The sequence below is a fragment of the Asticcacaulis sp. genome (assembly GCF_047605585.1).
Taxonomy (GTDB): domain Bacteria; phylum Pseudomonadota; class Alphaproteobacteria; order Caulobacterales; family Caulobacteraceae; genus Asticcacaulis.
In genome coordinates this window covers 57315-72684 of the sequence record NZ_JASGFK010000009.1, presented here as the reverse complement: position 1 = coordinate 72684, position 15370 = coordinate 57315, and the positions used below count along the sequence as shown (strand labels likewise).

The following is a 15370-nucleotide window of genomic DNA, read 5'->3' as shown; positions in this document are numbered from 1 at the left end:
ATTCTTGCTTTGTTCTTTATTCCCGTTTTGTTCCATGCGCAATAGGTTTTTGTTCCCCAAGGAGAACAAAATTACAAACTGTTGATATGTCTGGTGAAAATCAGGGCTCGAATGGCACCAGCAGGCCATCCGACAGGCTGACCACGCGGTCCATGTGCCGTGCCAGTTCCAGGTTATGGGTCGCGATCACCGCCGCCACACCTTGAGACTTGACGATGGACTTCATGGCCTCGAACACCTGCCCGGACGTCGCCGGATCAAGATTTCCCGTCGGCTCATCGGCCAGCAACAGACGGGGCTTATTGGCCAGGGCGCGCGCAATAGCCACCCGCTGCTGTTCGCCGCCGGAAAGCTGCGCCGGCAGGTGATCCAGCCGTTCAGCCAGACCCAACAAGGTCAGGAGCTCCCTCGCCCGCGCCTCGGCTTCGCGCACCGGCCGCCCCAGTATACGCTGCGGTACAGCGACATTTCCCAGCGCCGTGTATTCCGGCAGAAGATGATGGAACTGATAGACGAAGCCGATCATTTCCAACCGCGCCGCCGTGCGCCTGCGCTCGTCAGCTTTAGTGAAATCCTCACCGGCTATGGTGAGTTGCGATGCCGTCACAGCCTCCAGCAGACCCGCCGCATGCAGCAGTGACGACTTGCCGGAGCCTGATGGGCCGACCAGCCCGACCAGTTCACCGGGCATCACCTCAAGTTCGGCGCCTTTCAGCACCGAAAGCGTACGGCCGTCACCGATATCGTAATCGCGGCTCAAACCTTTGATTGACAGGATGGGACTACTCATACCGTAAAGCCTCCACCGGTTCGAGCTTGGAGGCCCACAGGGCCGGGAACAGGGTCGAGAGACAGGCCGCCAGTAGCGAGGCAATCACCACGAACGCCACTTCGGACGGCTCCATCTTGGCCGGCACAGCATCGAGATAATAGACGCTCGGATCGAACAGCTTCATATGGAAGACCCATTCTAGGAAGTGCTGGATCTGCTTGATAAAGGTGCAGAACAGCACGCCGAGCAGCAGGCCCGCCGCCGTGCCCGCCGCACCGATCATCGAACCCGCCATGAAGAATATCCGCGAAATGGCGGCGCGGTCCGCCCCCATGGTGCGCAGGATGGCGACGTCGCGCGCCTTGTTCTTCACAAGCATGACGATGCCGGAAATGATGTTGAGCGTGGCGATGATAACGATGAAGAACAGGATGAAGCGCATGGCCGTGCGTTCGACCTTCAGCGCGCCCCACAGCGAGGCATTCTGTTCCTTCCAGTCCAGCACATAGGCGCCCTCACCCGCCGCCTTGAAGATGGACGGCCGGTAGGTGTCGATATTGTAGGGGTCTTTCACCTTGATCTCGACCGTATCCCACTCGTCCTCGCGGTCGAAAAACAGCTGCGCCTGGGTGATCGGCATATAGATGAAGGCCTTGTCGATATCGCTGACCCCGCTCTTGAAGACGCCCCCAACCGTATATTCCTTGCGGCGCGGGGTGGCGCCAAAGGCGGTCGAGCCGCCCGGCGATACCAGCGTTACTTCATCCCCGGCGGAGAGACCGAGATCACTGGCCACCCCGCTGCCGACCAGGATGATATCGCCGCCGTAATCGCCCGTGCCGAACTGCGACATGGCGCTTTTCGGCGTGATGCTGTCATAGATCAGCGGCGTCTGTTTCAGCGCCTCGGGCACGACACCGCGCATATAGGCCAGGCCGGTCTGTCCGTGCGAATTCTGGATCAGGCCCGGTGAATCGAGATAAGGCGATACACTCACAACACCCGGTATTGCCTTGACCCGATTTAGCATTTCATCGCGGTGGGCAAAGTCGTTGAGCGGCGCGCCGGAGACATAGGCATGGCCGCTGAAGGCCAGCACCCGCGCCATCAGCTCATCGCGGAATCCATTCATGATCGACAGCACGCTGATCAGCGCCGTCACCGCCAGCATAATGCCGGTAAAGCTGATGATGGCGATCACCGCGATGCCGCCATCCTTGCGCTTGGTGCGGAGATATTTCAGGGCGAGGTCGAACTCCCAGCCTTTGAAACTGAACAACGACAGCAGCGATCCCATCCGGCTCAGGCTTTCGAGAGCTGCGCGAGACCGTCTTCGAACGGCACGGTCAGGCGCTCACCGGTGGCGCGGTTCTTCAGTTCGACCTGGCCGTCCGCCAGCCCCTTGGGCCCGATGATCAGCTGCCACGGCACGCCGATCAGGTCCATGGCGGCGAACTTGGCGCCGGCGCGCTCGTCGGTATCGTGATAGAGCACGTCGCGGCCAGCCGATTGCAGGGCCTTGTAAGCCTTTTCGCAAGCGGCGTCGCAGGCTTCGTCGCCCTGGCGCAGGTTGATGATCGCCACGTCAAACGGCGCGACGCTTTCCGGCCAGATAATGCCGGCCTCATCATGCGAGGCTTCGATAATGGCACCGAGCAAACGCGACACGCCCACGCCATAAGAGCCCATATGGACGGTGATCTCGCCTTCGGGGCCATTGACCACGGCCTTCATGGGCTTGGAATACTTCTCACCGAAATAGAAGATATGGCCCACTTCGATACCCCGCGCCGAAACCTGCTTGTCTTCCGGCACCTCGGCCTTGAAGCGGGCGTCGTCGTGCATTTCCTCGGTGGCGGCGTAGAGCGCGGTGCGACCTTCGAAGACGTGCTCCAGATTGTCCCAATCGACATCATTGCCGGGCGCCGGCATGTCGATCAGGTCCTGGTGGCAGAAGACGGCGCTTTCGCCGGTATCGGCCAGGATGATGAATTCGTGCGACAGGTCGCCGCCGATCGGACCGGTATCGGCGCGCATCGGCACGGCCTTCAGGCCCAGGCGCGAGAAGATGTTCAGATAGGCCGTGAACATGCGGTTGTAGGCCTTGCGGGCCGCCGCCTCGTCGACGTCGAAGGAATAGGCGTCCTTCATCAGGAATTCACGGCCGCGCATCACGCCGAAACGCGGGCGCTGCTCATCGCGGAACTTCCACTGGATATGGAAGAGGTTCAGCGGCAGATCCTTGTAGGAACGTACCGTGCCGCGGAAGATCTCGGTGATCATTTCCTCGTTGGTCGGACCATAGAGCATCTCGCGCTCGTGGCGGTCCTTGATACGCAGCATCTCCTGACCGTAGTCCTCGTAACGGCCGGATTCACGCCACAGGTCGGCCAGTTGCAGGGTCGGCATCAACAGTTGAACCGAACCGGCGCGCGCCATCTCCTCCTCGACGATCTTTTCGATCTTCTTCAACACCTTGAAGCCCAGCGGCAGCCAGGCATAGATGCCGGCGGCTTCCTGGCGGATCATGCCGGTGCGCAGCATCAGGCGGTGCGAGACGATCTGGGCCTCGGCGGGATTTTCTTTGAGAAGGGGCAGGAAAAAGCGCGATAGGCGCATGATGGAGAATCCGTGTGTAACTTAAGTTGCGCGCACCCTAGTCAGTTCACCTGACAGAGTGAAGCGATTTTGCGCGTAATTATGGCGGATTCGCGTTACGCGCCGGGAATTGTCGGCAGTGGAATATGGATGAAGAATACGAAGACAATCACGATCAGCCAGACAACCAACGCTACTACGCTGTTGATCCTGACCTTCTTCCACAGATTATGCGTGATCGGGGCGCCCGGATCATTGCCCTTGATGACCTCCTTGCCCTCTTCCACCGGCGTGCGGTTCCACAAAGGCAGAATGGCGAAGAAGGTGACCCACCAGATCATCAGATAGATGGCGGCCCAGCTGACCGGATTCATAAGCGTTTCCTGTATTGGAGCCTAGATAAGTCCCAGGCCTTCCTCCACACCTAATACCAGATTGAGGTTTTGTACAGCGGCGCCCGATGCGCCCTTGCCGAGGTTGTCGAACACCGCCACCAGGTTGGCCGTCTGCATGTCCTCATTGCCGAAGACATGGATCAGCAGCTGATTGGTGTTGGCCAGCAGGGCGCCATGCACCGCACCGGCCGCGGCGCTTTCCTCGGCCGTGGCCACGCGCACGAACTGTTCGCCAAGATAGTGGGCGGTCAACAGATTGCGTACCGCATCGATATCCGGCTCGTCCGGCAGCGCCCACAGATGCAGCGGCACCTGAACGATCAGGCCTTGCGGGAAGTTGGCGACGACCGGCGTGAAGACCGGCGGCGTTTCCAGGCCGGAATAGAGCGTCATTTCCGGCAGGTGCTTGTGTGACAGGCCAGTGGCGTAAAGCCGCTCGTGTCCTTTACCGTGATCAGGGTCGCCCTCGAATTCCGCAATCATTGACTTGCCGCCGCCGCTGTAGCCGGTCAGGGAGGTGGCGGTGATCGGGAAGAAGGACGGGATGACGCCGGCCTCTACCAGCGGGCGCGTCAGGGCAATAAAGCCCGTGGCGTGACAGCCGGGATTGGTGATGCGCTTGGAGGCCTTGATGGCGGCGCGCTGCTCATCGCTCATTTCCGGGAAGCCGTAGGTCCAGGCCTCGTCCGTGCGGAAGGCCGTCGAGGCGTCGATCACGCACACGTCCGGGTTTTCAATCATTGACACGGCCTCGATCGCTGCCTCGTCGGGCAGGCAGAGGATGACGGCATCGGCCGAATTAAGCGCGTCCCGGCGCGCGGCGGCGTCCTTGCGCTTGTCGTCGCCAAGGCGGATCAGTTCGATATCCGGGCGCTTTTCCAGCCGCTCGCGGATCTGCAGGCCGGTGGTTCCGGCTTCGCCATCGATAAACACCTTATGAGACATAGGACGCTCCTGAAAAGGAAATAGGCAGGCAAAGAAAAAGCGCTCCGGTTGCCCGAAGCGCTTTTCCGCATGAGTGCGTGACTCGTGCGATTAACGCTTCGAGAACTGGAAGGAACGACGGGCTTTCGCGCGGCCGTACTTCTTACGCTCGACGACGCGCGAGTCACGGGTCAGGAAGCCGGCAGCCTTCAGAACGCCGCGCAGCGCGGGTTCATAATAGGTCAGCGCCTTCGACAGGCCGTGGCGGATGGCGCCGGCCTGGCCGGAGAGGCCCGAGCCCTGGACCGAAACGATGACGTCGAACTGCGAGGCGCGTTCGGTCAGGTTGAGCGGCTGGGCGATCATCATGCGCAGCACCGGACGGGCGAAATAGACTTCCTGTTCGCGACCATTGATGATCCACTTGCCGGAACCCGGCTTGATCCAGACGCGGGCGATGGCGTTCTTGCGCTTGCCGGTGGCATAGGCGCGGCCGTACTTGTCCAGAACCTGAACGCGGGCGGCGGGCGCCTCGACGGGGTTGGACGACAGCGAAGCGAGAGCTTCCAAACCTTGAACTTCAGACATTAGACGCTCCGGATGTTCTTGCGGTTCAGCGACTTGAAGTCGATGACTTCCGGCTGCTGGGCTTCATGGGGATGGGCGGCACCGGCGTAGATACGCAGGTTGGTCATTTGACCGCGGGCCAGCGGGCTTTCCTTCGGCATCATGCGCTCGACGGCCTTGGTGAGGACGCGCTCGGGATACTTGCCGGTCAGCAGTTGGCCAAGCGTGCGCTGCTTGACGCCGCCGGGATGGCCGGTGTGCCAGTAGAAGATTTCGTTTTGCTTCTTGCCGGTCAGGTGGACCTTCTCGGCATTGATCACGATGATATAGTCGCCGGAATCAGTGTGCGGCGTGTAGGTAGGCAGGTGCTTGCCGCGAAGACGCATGGCGATGTACGAGGCCAGACGGCCGAGCACGGCGTCCTCGGCGTCGATCACGATCCACTTCTTCTCGACATCTGCGGGCTTGAGCGCCGCGGTCGTGGAGGTCAACATGATAAAATCCTTTAGCTTCCGGCAAAACGGGCTCTGCCGGACGAAGAGGCGCGTCATGTACAGGAGCACACCCGGCCTGTCAACGCCTATTTGTGCGCAAAATCACTCATATCAAGCTGATTTTAAAGGAAAAATTGATATAGGTATTAAATTACCGTATCATTTTCCTGCCATTCAGCCATCTGCGCCGCAAGTTACCTGAACACCCGGTCGGCCCGGGCCACGCTCCAGGTCAGCCAGACCGCCAGCGCCAGCAGGCAGACTGCCACGATCTGGTGCGCCAGCGCAAACCCAAGAGTGACCACGGTGATCAGGGTGGTGACGCCCAGCGCCGCCTGAAGCCAGGTCAGGGTCGCCAGTCCGGCCGATAAGGTCTTCAGGCCGTCGTCATTGATTCGGCGTGCCATCACCAGAGCGTAGGCTGTGGCGAAGATCAGCAGCAGGTAGGCATTCATGCGGTGCATGAACTGCACCAGGCCCAGGTCGTGCAGGAAGCTATAGCCTATCCCCTTGCTCCAATCGACCGGCGGGAAGATGTGCCCGTTCATCAGCGGCCAGTCATTATAGACCATACCGGCACGATTGCCCGCCACCAGAGCGCCCAGCATGCATTGCAGGAACACGACCAGCAACAGAAGCCAGGTCGCCAGCTTCCAGCCATCGGGCGCGCCGCGGCCGCGCGTCTGGCCCTCCAGCGCCTCGAACCCGGTCCAGATCGAGCCGCACATCAGAATGAGCGCCAGCGACAGATGCGTCATCAGGCGCTCGGGCGCCACCTCGGTGCGGTATTGCAAACCGGAATAGACCATCCACCAGCCGACAAAGCCTTGCACCGCGATCAGCCCGACGAGCACACCACAGCGCCAGATCAGCCGTCCCGGTATTGCCTTCGCCAGCAGCAGACCGATAAAGCCCAGCAGGTAGATCATCCCCAGCAGGCGCGCCAGCAGGCGGTGCGCCCATTCCCACCAGTAGATGCCCTTGAACTGTTCCAGGTTCATATGGGCGTTCATGATGCGGTATTGCGGTATCTTCTGGTAGCCCTCGAAGGCCGCCTGCCAGTCGGTCTCGCTCATCGGCGGCAACACGCCGGTTACCGGCTTCCATTCGGTGATCGAAAGCCCGGATTCGGTCAGGCGGGTGGCCCCGCCGACGCAGACCAGGGCCAGGACCGCGAAGGCTGCCAGGAACAGCCAGGCCGCCACAAGGGGTGACTTGAGGGGAAGTCGCACCATACGCTTCATTCAGATATCCAACTTTTCGTACCGGTTTCCGTACTGGTCATTTTTCACCCGCCACCCCTGTTTCAAATCCTTGCCGTCTGGCTGAAGAGATTGTAACAAAGCTATGGCGATGCTTTGATTTTGCCCATAGAGGGCATCTCAATTCAAGCGCTTCGCGCACGAAAAAGGCCGAAGAATGGCCAAGACAAGGAGCCCTCAGCCATGACGGCAGAGAACTACATCCTCGCCACCCTGGCCGGTTTCGTCGTCGGCTGGATCGCCAATGCCATGAGCAAAAGCCGTTTCAGCTTTCCCATCAATGTCTTTGTCGCCATTTTCGGCGCCATCCTGCTCAACTTTTTCATCCAGAGCAGTGAGATGCTCGGCGATCACTTTTTCTCGATCCTGCTGGTATCGTTTGCCGGCAGTTCGGTATTGCTTGGCCTGTTCCACCTCACCCGCATGATCGAGCGCCGTTGATGCCAAACCCGCTCGACCGCCTGAACCTGAACCTGAACCTGTCCTTGCCGCAACGCCGCGCCATCACCTGCCTCGGTATCCTGGTCTGGCTCGGTTTCTATGTCTGCGTGGTGGCGGCGCTGGCGGGCTTTCTGCATGGCGGCCAGATCACGGCCCTGATCTTCTACGCCCTGGCCGGCACCCTGTGGGGCGTTCCGATCATTCCCCTGATCTCCTGGTCAGAAAACTACAAAGGCAAGAAGAAGGCAAAATGAGCGAAGAGACGAACAAATCGGTTCTGCCCGTTATCGGCAAGGGCCGTCTGGAAGCCTTCAGCGACGGCGTCATCGCCATCATCATCACCATCATGGTGCTGGAACTGCATACGCCCGAAGGCGTGGATCTGCATGCCCTGCTCGCGGTCGGCCACACCTTCCTGCTCTATGCCCTGAGCTTCATCTATGTCGGCATCTACTGGAACAATCATCACCACCTGCTGCACGCCGTTCATAAAGTAAACGGCGGCGCCCTGTGGGCCAACCTGCACCTGCTGTTCTGGCTGTCGCTGGTCCCCTTCACCACGCGCTGGATGGGCGAAAGCGAATTCGCCACCATCCCCACTGCCGCCTACGGGCTTTCGCTGCTCATGCCCTCCATCGCCTATGCCATATTGGTGCGCGTACTGGTCACGGTGAACGGCAAGGACAGCGCGGTGGGCCGCGCCATCGGCAGCGATCTGAAAGGGCACATCTCCACGGCCATCTATATCGCCGGGATTGCCCTGACCTTCTGGAACAGCTTCGCCGGCATCGCCTGTTATGTGATCGTAGCTCTGATCTGGCTGGTGCCCGACCGGCGGATCGAGCACTAATCCCCGCCGCCTCCACACCCACCGCCACAGCCAGACCCGCCGCATCCGGACCCGCTACCCCCGGAGTGCCCGCCGCTGTCACTGCTGCAGCCGCTCCAGCTTGAGCAGCCGCTGCCGCACCCGCTGCCTCCCCCCTTACCCCGCTTTTCAGCCAGGCAGAGGGTCATGGCAAACAGATAACCGACCAGACCGGCCGCTCCCTGCCCAATCGCCTCATTCACGGGGCTATGGATCAGGTCTCGCAGTATATCGTTGAGAATCATGCCCAGCCACAGGGCGGACATAAGGGTGAAAAACGACCCGACTATTAAAAAGCCTATCAGGCCGCGCTTGCGAATTTTCGCCAGATTGACCAGCAGGCATACCAGGCCAATCAAGGCGAAACCGCCCCAGATCAGGCTCCTTATCTTCACCGCCTCGGTAACAAGCCCCGTGGTCAGTCCGCATCCAGCCAGGGCGAGCGGCGCGGCAGCGGTCAGGCATAAAAAAACCTGCCGTTTTGGCAGGAGAAAGGTCTCTGACAGATCGATGCGCCGCATGGCGTTTGGCTTGAACCGGCTGACCGGATCGGGCCAGACATCGGGAGGTGGCGGGCCGAATTCCCGCTCATAGATCTCCAGCGTGCGGCGGTAACAGTCCATATAGCGGCTATCTTCCGCCAGTCCGCCCTGCGTCGGTCCATGATGTATAGAGCGGCCGAGAGTCTGCCCGCAGAAGCGATGCCAGTAATCCTGCGTATAGATGAGATGGAGGTGCCAGACCTCATCGACGTCTTCCGAGGGCGTAAGCACCGTGCCGGCTTGCGTCATGATCAGGTAGATAAACCGCTTGTATTCGGCAATAGCCGAAAGCGCGCGGCCGTGGGACCATCCGTTGTCCCGCGCCAGGCGGCGGCCGAAAGGAAACGCCGCATCGGCATTGTCCAGTTCGTAGGCGTTTATGGCCTGCCAAAGGGCCGTGTCAGTTACCATTTACTCTCCTGTTTCTGTTGTCATATGCCGGTTTCCGGCAAGGAAATAGTATCAATTGTCCATGACACTTCGGTGACACTTATCCCCGCGCGGCCCGGTCGGCCTATGCTTGTGTCATGGAAAACACAGACCTGAACCGGCGCCTGCGCGCCCTCTCCGCCCGCCTTCTCGATGCCTATGAAGCGATTGAATTGCCCACGACCTTTGCCGAGGCCGATCGCGCCGCAAAGGCGCTGATCTCCATCGGGAAAGCGATTGCCTTGGCAGGAGAGGAAGTGCCTGTGGTGAAATCGGAACCACAGCCGCGAAAGGCGTCAGGGCCCTCGCCTTATCTGGAAATCGAGCGCCAGGCCAGGGCGCTTATGGAAACTGATAAGGCGTTGCGTGGTGGGCAGCTGAGTGATGCGGAGATCGAGGCGTTGCTGGGACCGTCTGATCCAGCGGTCAGGCGATTTTGATGACGGGTGACAAAGACAAGGTGGTGTCGCTACGCGACGCTTTATTCGTTGGAGCGACAGGATTGATGCGCATCGTTTTAACGATGCTTAACCCTTCGGGGCGCCTTCGGCGTCGCTCGCCCTTTCGGGTCTCGCCGAACCTCTTACGGTTCGAAATCCTGTTGATCAGAGCGTTTAAAAAATTAAAGGCGACCCGCGAGGAGCCGCCTTTAATTTTTTAAATGGTCGGAGCGACAGGATTCGAACCTGCGACCCCTTGACCCCCAGTCAAGTGCGCTACCAGGCTGCGCCACGCTCCGCCAAAACATAAGGGAAACAAGCTCTGTCGCCCCTAAGAGAGGCGGCTTATAGAGACGAACATCGCCTCCGGCAATCCCCAAAAATCAGATTTCCGGCAAATTCCACCGGAATTTAAGTCGCTTAAGTCTCGCGCTTCGTCTTGCCTATATGACGGCTCAGACTGGCCTGCGCCTCTTCCAGAGCTTTGGCAATATTCAGAAAGCTGTCACGCATCTCGGCCGACATCGCGGCCGGCGGAACGGACGCCCCCCCAAAGACCGGCTGCCGCACGCCCGCGGCATCCTCAGCCGCGATCTCGTCCTGCGACACGAGCCCCTGCTCAGTCGCCACAGTCTCATCGACCGGACCGGTATACCGCTCGCCGGAAGGATTGAGAATCGCCTTCTGTCCCTCGTCCTTGAACAGCTTCTGCACGCCCCGGATGGTATAGCCGCGATCATACAGCAGGGTCTTCACCCCCAACAGCAGGTCGATATCCTGCGGACGGTAGAAACGGCGGCCACCGGCGCGCTTGGTCGGGCGGATAAAGGTAAACTTGGTTTCCCAGAAACGCAGCACATGCTGCGGCACGCCCAGAGCATCGGCGGTCTCGGAAATGGTCCGTAAGGCGAGCGGCCCCTTGTTCACCGGTGAACTACCTCGTTACTCGTGCGTGCCGGCGTCGACACGCGCCTTGACAATCTGCGACGCGCGGAAGGAAATCACCTTGCGCGGATCGATGGCGGCCGGCTTGCCGGTCTTGGGATTGCGGCCAACGCGAGCATTTTTTTCGCGCACCTGGAAGACGCCGAAACCCGACAGCTTCACCGTGTCGCCACGCTCCAGCGCCTCGACCACGAGGTCAAGCGTGCGTTCTACAATGGCGGCACATTCCTGCCGCGGCAGGCCCAGCTCATTGTGGACGTCTTCGAAAAGTTCGGCTCGCGTCAAGGTTTGCGATTTCATGGTCTTCAGCGCCCCTGCATGAATGGTTTTAACCACGGCAAGGCCTTACAATGCCGCAATTATCGCTATCCGTCAAAGGCTTATAGCGAATTTGTGATTAAAAGCGTGAATCCGCGAGAAATGGGGCGAAAAAGAAAGCTGAAGTGCAGATTACGCAGATTGCACAAACTTTTCAGCCGCTTAACGGCAGGGTTGCAGCTCCGATGGCAGAAGGCACGAATGCCCTCTTGATCCATGCAATTTGCGTAATCTGTGGATAACCTTGCGGTCGCAAAGCTGGCCTAAAGCCGGATAGCCGCCGCGCCCCAGGTCAGACCGCCGCCCAGCGCCTCGATCAGCACGAGATCGCCGGGCTTCACGCGGCCATCCTGAACTCCGACATACCAGGCCAGCGGAATGCTGGCCGCCGAGGTATTGGCGTGCTGCGCCACGGTCGAGATGACCTTGTCCTCATCCAGGCCCAGCCGTTCGGCCACGCCATTGAGGATGCGCTGATTGGCCTGGTGCGGAATAAACCAGTCGATATCGGCGATTTCGAGCTGAGCCTTTTCGACGGCGGCCTCAACCGCTTGCGAAATCTTGTGAACCGCATGCTTGAAGACCTGATTTCCCTGCATGCGAATCTTGCCGATACGGGTTTCGGTCTCGAAGGTGCCGCCATCGACATAGAGCAGATCGACCTTGGAGCCGTCGCAGCGCAGGTCGAATCCCAGAATGCCGCGATCGGCCTTGGTCCCCTCACCTTCAGCCGGCTCGACCACGACGGCACCGGCGCCATCGCCGAACAGGATGCAGGTGCCACGATCACTGTAATCGAGCAACTGGCTCATGGCCTCGGCGCCGATAACAAGCACGCACTTGGAAAGACCGCGCGCTACAAAGCCATCGGCTACGCTCAGGGCGTAGACAAAGCCGGAACAGACCGCCTGGACGTCAAAGGCTGGACAGGTCGGCGCGCCGAGCTTGTTCTGCACGATTGAGGCGGTGGAAGGAAACGGCATGTCGGGCGTCGTGGTGGCCACGATGATCAGATCGACATCCTCGGGCGCCTTGCCGGCCGCCGCCAGAGCCACCTTCGCGGCCTCGACCGCCAGGTCTGAGGTCTTCATGCCATCTGAAATCTTGTGGCGCTGACGGATACCGGTCCGCTCCACGATCCAGGCATCCGATGTATCGACTATCCGGGCGAGATCATCATTGGTGATCACCTGCTGGGGCAGAAAACCGCCAACCCCCGTAACCGCCGACCTTAACACACTCATGTCCTAACTAACCTTATCGCCCTTTACGGCCAGACTCTCTTCGGCTGGCTTGTTCTGAATATCGGCTTTTGAATCGCTTTCGGCAAGCCCTGCCATGCTCTGCGACAGTTCGGCCAGAGACGCCGTGATATCGCGCTCATAATTGCTGGCCGCGAGCGAAAGGCCGACGCGGATGGCATTGGCGAAGGATTGCGCATCGGCGCCGCCATGGCTCTTGATGACAATGCCCTTGAGGCCGAGCAGCGGACCGCCATTGCTGGCGCCCGGATCGACCCGCTTGGCCATGGCCTTCAGCGCCGGCGCGGCCAGGAGCGCGCCCAGCATGGCCAGCGGTCCGGATTTGAAGGCATCTTTCATCAGATCCTTGATGAAACGCGCGGTACCTTCGGCGGTTTTCAGCGCCACATTGCCGGTAAAGCCGTCCGTGACGGTGACATCGACCGTGCCGGCGCACAGGTCCGTGCCCTCGACAAAGCCGTAATAGTTCAGGCCCAGGGTGTTTTCCTTGAGCAGCTTGTGCGCCTCGCGCACCTCCTCATGGCCCTTCACATCCTCCGAACCGACGTTCAGCAGGCCGATGGATGGGCGCTCGACCCCGCGCACGGCGCGATGGAAGGCCGCGCCCATAAGAGCGAATTCGATCAGTTGGTGAGCATCGGAAGTGACATTGGCACCGACATCCAGCACTGTGCCATAGCCTTTTTTATTGGGCCACGAGCAGCCAATGGCCGGACGTTCCAGATCATCTGTCATCATCTTGAGGATCATCTTGGAGAGCGCCATCAAGGCACCGGTATTGCCGGCGGAAATCACCGCCCGCGCTTCACCCGATTTCACCGCATGGATGGCATTGGCCAGGCTGGTATTGCGGCGGCGGATTGCCTGGGCCGGCTTTTCATCCATGGCCACGCACTGGTCGGTATGCACGACGATCGAGCGGCTTTTCAGCTTCGGCAGCTTCGCCAGCTCGGCATTGATTCGCGCCTCATCGCCGTGTAGCTGGAAGAAGGCATCCGGCTGTTCATCGAGCAGAAGGGCAGCACCGGGTACCGTGACGGCAGGCCCATGATCGCCGCCCATCGCATCGATGGCCAGGACAATAGAGCCTTGCGGCGCAGCCGCTTTTGACAGAGGTTCTGTTGTTTCCGACACGGACCTATCTACTTCTCTCACTCAGGAATATATACACATGTGGGCCGCGCAATTGCACGGCGGAAACAAGTCGCGGACGATAGCGGGACTTTGCAACTATGCAAGCCCTATCGTCCAGATGCCTGTGAGGCAATGCCTTACTCATCCTTTTTCAGCTTGGCCAGCACCGCGAAGGGCGACGGCTCTTTTTCGGACTCCGGCGCCTCGAAAACCGCGCCCGGCTTGCGAGCAAATGGATCATAGGCCTCACCCAGCGCCTCGATCACATACTGGCCCAGATCGATCTGGCCATTGGTGATCACGTCCGGTTCGTCCAGATCATCGAGCGAGAACTCACGCGCCCCGACCTCGGAGACTTCGTCGGTGATGCGCGCCTTTTCGATGCACTCGATCTCGAGATCGGCCGAAATCGTGTGCGTGAAAGGCTCAAGCGTCACGCCGCATTCCTGAGTGACTTCACCATCCAGCTTCAGGCGGACCCTCACGATCGGTTTGACGCCGGTGGCGGCGCCGGTAACGATGTGGGCCGTCAGTGCCTTCAGTTCGATCATACCGAAGGCCTGCGCAATAGACGCGCGCTGCGCCTCGTCGGCGGTCAGGTCGAGCGTCAGGCCTTTCAGGGCCTGATCAAAACGGACCTCATGCGTCCAGAGGCCTTCATCCTGCGACTGATCGCTCATACCTTACTCTCCGTAGTCAAATCTGCCGGCTGTGGAAACGCCAGCCGCCCGTCCAGGGCCGAATCCATTGTAAAGCCATCATACGCTTGCAACGCATAGATAGCGAAAGCCTGAGCGCGTTCAAGAACCGCGGCCGTCACCGGCGCGCCGGCATCCGCCTCATCGTCTTCGTTGTCATAACCGGCGCCGGCCATGATCGTGCGGGCGGTATAGTCGGCGGCTTCGGACAGATCGCTGTCAGCGCGCCAGATATCATCCCAGCGTTTCATGCGCGTATAGATGACCTGGCCGAGCTTTTTCATCTTCTTCGGCACGCTGAGATCGCCGACTCCCTGTTCACGCAACGTCGAATCAAGCGCCAGCAGGAAGGAATCGAACAGGGCCTGGGCGGTTTCCTGCGCCTGATCATGGCGCGGGTCCTCCGCCGGCAAAGATTTCAGTCGCGTCACAACGAGCCCGACATGGAAGGTCAGGAGCTCGAAGCGCGCGCCTATTGCGTCTTCCACGCCATAATCGAGATAGAAGACCGGCAGGCGCGCTTGCATGACGCAAGCCAGGTAAAGGCTGTCGCCCGTACGCTTTGCCGTGCGGGGCTTCAGCAGGGATTTCAGACTGTTCAGGAAAGGCGGCATGGCTGTTTTCGCGAGGCCCCAAAATCCTCCGGTCCTGTGTCGTTTCGATGACCGGCCGGCGGAAAATTTTACTGTTCTTAGCCATGTTTAGGCCTTAAGCTTGCCGTAAGCCTAATTTCCCTATAGGTCAAATGCGTTTCGCTTTTCAAACAGGATATTCATGCGTCTGCCAGCCTTAAAGACAAGCCTTGCCCTGGTCGCCGCCTCTGCCCTGGCCGTGATGGCCTCGGCGTGCGCCCCCACCATGACGCACCATGGCTACCTGGCGCATGAAGCCAAGCCGTCCGTCGACATCAAGGTCGGCGATACCGAGGCCACCGTGCTCGACAAGATCGGCGCTCCGTCTCAGACCTCGATCTACAATCCGTCGGAATGGTATTACATCGACCAGACCTCGATGAAGATGACCTACAAGCAGCCGCGCGTCACCGCGCGCTCGGTCACAGTCGTCAATTTCGACACTACCACCCAGACCGTCGCCGCCGTGAAGACCCTTTCCCTGGCCGATGGCCGCGTGCTGACACCGAACCCGAACAAGACCCCGACCCGCGGCCGTTCGCTCACCGCGCTTGAGCAGGTTCTCGGAACCGTTGGCCACCAGCGCCTCGACACCAGCCAGGACACCAACCCTGGCAACAACCGCCGCCGCGACTGATCGCTTCGAAAA

General features: G+C 60.1%; 20 protein-coding genes and 1 tRNA gene. 5 read left to right on the top strand and 16 right to left on the bottom strand.

Features of this window, described 5'->3' with window-relative positions:
• Positions 1-100: 100 nt before the first annotated feature.
• The 8 genes from QM647_RS16935 to QM647_RS16900 form a co-directional block, all read right to left on the bottom strand.
• Positions 101-790 carry an ABC transporter ATP-binding protein gene (locus QM647_RS16935; protein WP_414996733.1) on the bottom strand — a complete coding sequence of 230 codons (690 nt, stop codon included), beginning with the start codon at positions 788-790 and terminating at the stop codon, positions 101-103.
• Positions 783-2069, bottom strand: coding sequence for a lipoprotein-releasing ABC transporter permease subunit (locus tag QM647_RS16930; protein WP_414996732.1), 1287 nt, complete (start codon positions 2067-2069; stop codon positions 783-785). The genes QM647_RS16935 and QM647_RS16930 overlap by 8 nt, the downstream gene beginning before the upstream one ends.
• 5 nt (positions 2070-2074) lie before the next feature.
• Positions 2075-3391: a proline--tRNA ligase gene (gene proS, locus QM647_RS16925; RefSeq protein WP_414996731.1), complete on the bottom strand. Its 1317-nt coding sequence runs from the start codon at positions 3389-3391 to the stop codon at positions 2075-2077.
• A gap of 95 nt (positions 3392-3486) precedes the next feature.
• Complete coding sequence (locus QM647_RS16920) at positions 3487-3744, bottom strand: DUF1467 family protein (RefSeq protein WP_414996730.1); 258 nt, start codon at positions 3742-3744, stop codon at positions 3487-3489.
• 21 nt (positions 3745-3765) lie between these two features.
• The gene (gene argC / locus QM647_RS16915; RefSeq protein WP_414996729.1) at positions 3766-4710 is read right to left on the bottom strand and encodes an N-acetyl-gamma-glutamyl-phosphate reductase; all 945 of its coding nucleotides are present in this window, start codon (positions 4708-4710) and stop codon (positions 3766-3768) included.
• A 90-nt stretch (positions 4711-4800) separates the two neighbouring features.
• On the bottom strand, positions 4801-5277 hold the full coding sequence (gene rpsI, locus QM647_RS16910; RefSeq protein WP_414996728.1) for a 30S ribosomal protein S9: 477 nt from the start codon (positions 5275-5277) through the stop codon (positions 4801-4803).
• Positions 5277-5750 carry a 50S ribosomal protein L13 gene (rplM, locus tag QM647_RS16905; protein WP_414996727.1) on the bottom strand — a complete coding sequence of 158 codons (474 nt, stop codon included), beginning with the start codon at positions 5748-5750 and terminating at the stop codon, positions 5277-5279. The genes rpsI and rplM overlap by 1 nt, the downstream gene beginning before the upstream one ends.
• Positions 5751-5944: 194 nt before the next feature.
• Complete coding sequence (locus QM647_RS16900) at positions 5945-6985, bottom strand: COX15/CtaA family protein (RefSeq protein ID WP_414996784.1); 1041 nt, start codon at positions 6983-6985, stop codon at positions 5945-5947.
• Between the two features lie 210 nt (positions 6986-7195).
• Here QM647_RS16900 and QM647_RS16895 point away from each other — a divergent pair, with 210 nt between their 5' ends.
• The 3 genes from QM647_RS16895 to QM647_RS16885 are packed head-to-tail and all read left to right on the top strand — an operon-like array spanning position 7196 to position 8303.
• Complete coding sequence (locus QM647_RS16895) at positions 7196-7453, top strand: transglycosylase (protein WP_414996726.1); 258 nt, start codon at positions 7196-7198, stop codon at positions 7451-7453.
• The gene (locus QM647_RS16890; protein WP_414996725.1) at positions 7453-7707 is read left to right on the top strand and encodes a DUF2842 domain-containing protein; all 255 of its coding nucleotides are present in this window, start codon (positions 7453-7455) and stop codon (positions 7705-7707) included. The genes QM647_RS16895 and QM647_RS16890 overlap by 1 nt, the downstream gene beginning before the upstream one ends.
• Positions 7704-8303 (top strand): TMEM175 family protein, encoded by a 600-nt coding sequence (locus tag QM647_RS16885; RefSeq protein ID WP_414996724.1) that lies wholly within the window; start codon positions 7704-7706, stop codon positions 8301-8303. The genes QM647_RS16890 and QM647_RS16885 overlap by 4 nt, the downstream gene beginning before the upstream one ends.
• Here the strand turns inward: QM647_RS16885 and QM647_RS16880 are convergent.
• The gene (locus QM647_RS16880; RefSeq protein WP_414996723.1) at positions 8300-9274 is read right to left on the bottom strand and encodes a glycine-rich domain-containing protein; all 975 of its coding nucleotides are present in this window, start codon (positions 9272-9274) and stop codon (positions 8300-8302) included. The genes QM647_RS16885 and QM647_RS16880 overlap by 4 nt on opposite strands.
• 116 nt (positions 9275-9390) lie before the next feature.
• Here QM647_RS16880 and QM647_RS16875 point away from each other — a divergent pair, with 116 nt between their 5' ends.
• Complete coding sequence (locus QM647_RS16875; protein ID WP_414996722.1) at positions 9391-9732, top strand: hypothetical protein; 342 nt, start codon at positions 9391-9393, stop codon at positions 9730-9732.
• A gap of 222 nt (positions 9733-9954) precedes the next feature.
• Here the strand turns inward: QM647_RS16875 and QM647_RS16870 are convergent.
• The 7 genes from QM647_RS16870 to QM647_RS16840 form a co-directional block, all read right to left on the bottom strand.
• Positions 9955-10031: transfer RNA gene (locus tag QM647_RS16870), tRNA-Pro, on the bottom strand.
• Between the two features lie 121 nt (positions 10032-10152).
• Positions 10153-10659 (bottom strand): MerR family transcriptional regulator, encoded by a 507-nt coding sequence (locus tag QM647_RS16865; RefSeq protein WP_414996721.1) that lies wholly within the window; start codon positions 10657-10659, stop codon positions 10153-10155.
• 15 nt (positions 10660-10674) lie between these two features.
• Positions 10675-10977 carry an integration host factor subunit alpha gene (locus QM647_RS16860; protein WP_018080247.1) on the bottom strand — a complete coding sequence of 101 codons (303 nt, stop codon included), beginning with the start codon at positions 10975-10977 and terminating at the stop codon, positions 10675-10677.
• 281 nt (positions 10978-11258) lie between these two features.
• Positions 11259-12239 (bottom strand): beta-ketoacyl-ACP synthase III, encoded by a 981-nt coding sequence (locus tag QM647_RS16855; protein ID WP_414996720.1) that lies wholly within the window; start codon positions 12237-12239, stop codon positions 11259-11261.
• A gap of 3 nt (positions 12240-12242) precedes the next feature.
• Positions 12243-13391, bottom strand: coding sequence for a phosphate acyltransferase PlsX (gene plsX / locus QM647_RS16850; protein WP_414996719.1), 1149 nt, complete (start codon positions 13389-13391; stop codon positions 12243-12245).
• Positions 13392-13528: 137 nt separating this feature from the next.
• Complete coding sequence (locus QM647_RS16845) at positions 13529-14071, bottom strand: YceD family protein (RefSeq protein ID WP_414996718.1); 543 nt, start codon at positions 14069-14071, stop codon at positions 13529-13531.
• Positions 14068-14703, bottom strand: coding sequence for a ubiquinol-cytochrome C chaperone family protein (locus tag QM647_RS16840; protein WP_414996717.1), 636 nt, complete (start codon positions 14701-14703; stop codon positions 14068-14070). The genes QM647_RS16845 and QM647_RS16840 overlap by 4 nt, the downstream gene beginning before the upstream one ends.
• A gap of 160 nt (positions 14704-14863) precedes the next feature.
• Here QM647_RS16840 and bamE point away from each other — a divergent pair, with 160 nt between their 5' ends.
• On the top strand, positions 14864-15358 hold the full coding sequence (bamE, locus tag QM647_RS16835) for an outer membrane protein assembly factor BamE (RefSeq protein ID WP_414996716.1): 495 nt from the start codon (positions 14864-14866) through the stop codon (positions 15356-15358).
• The last annotated feature ends 12 nt before the right edge of the window (positions 15359-15370 follow it).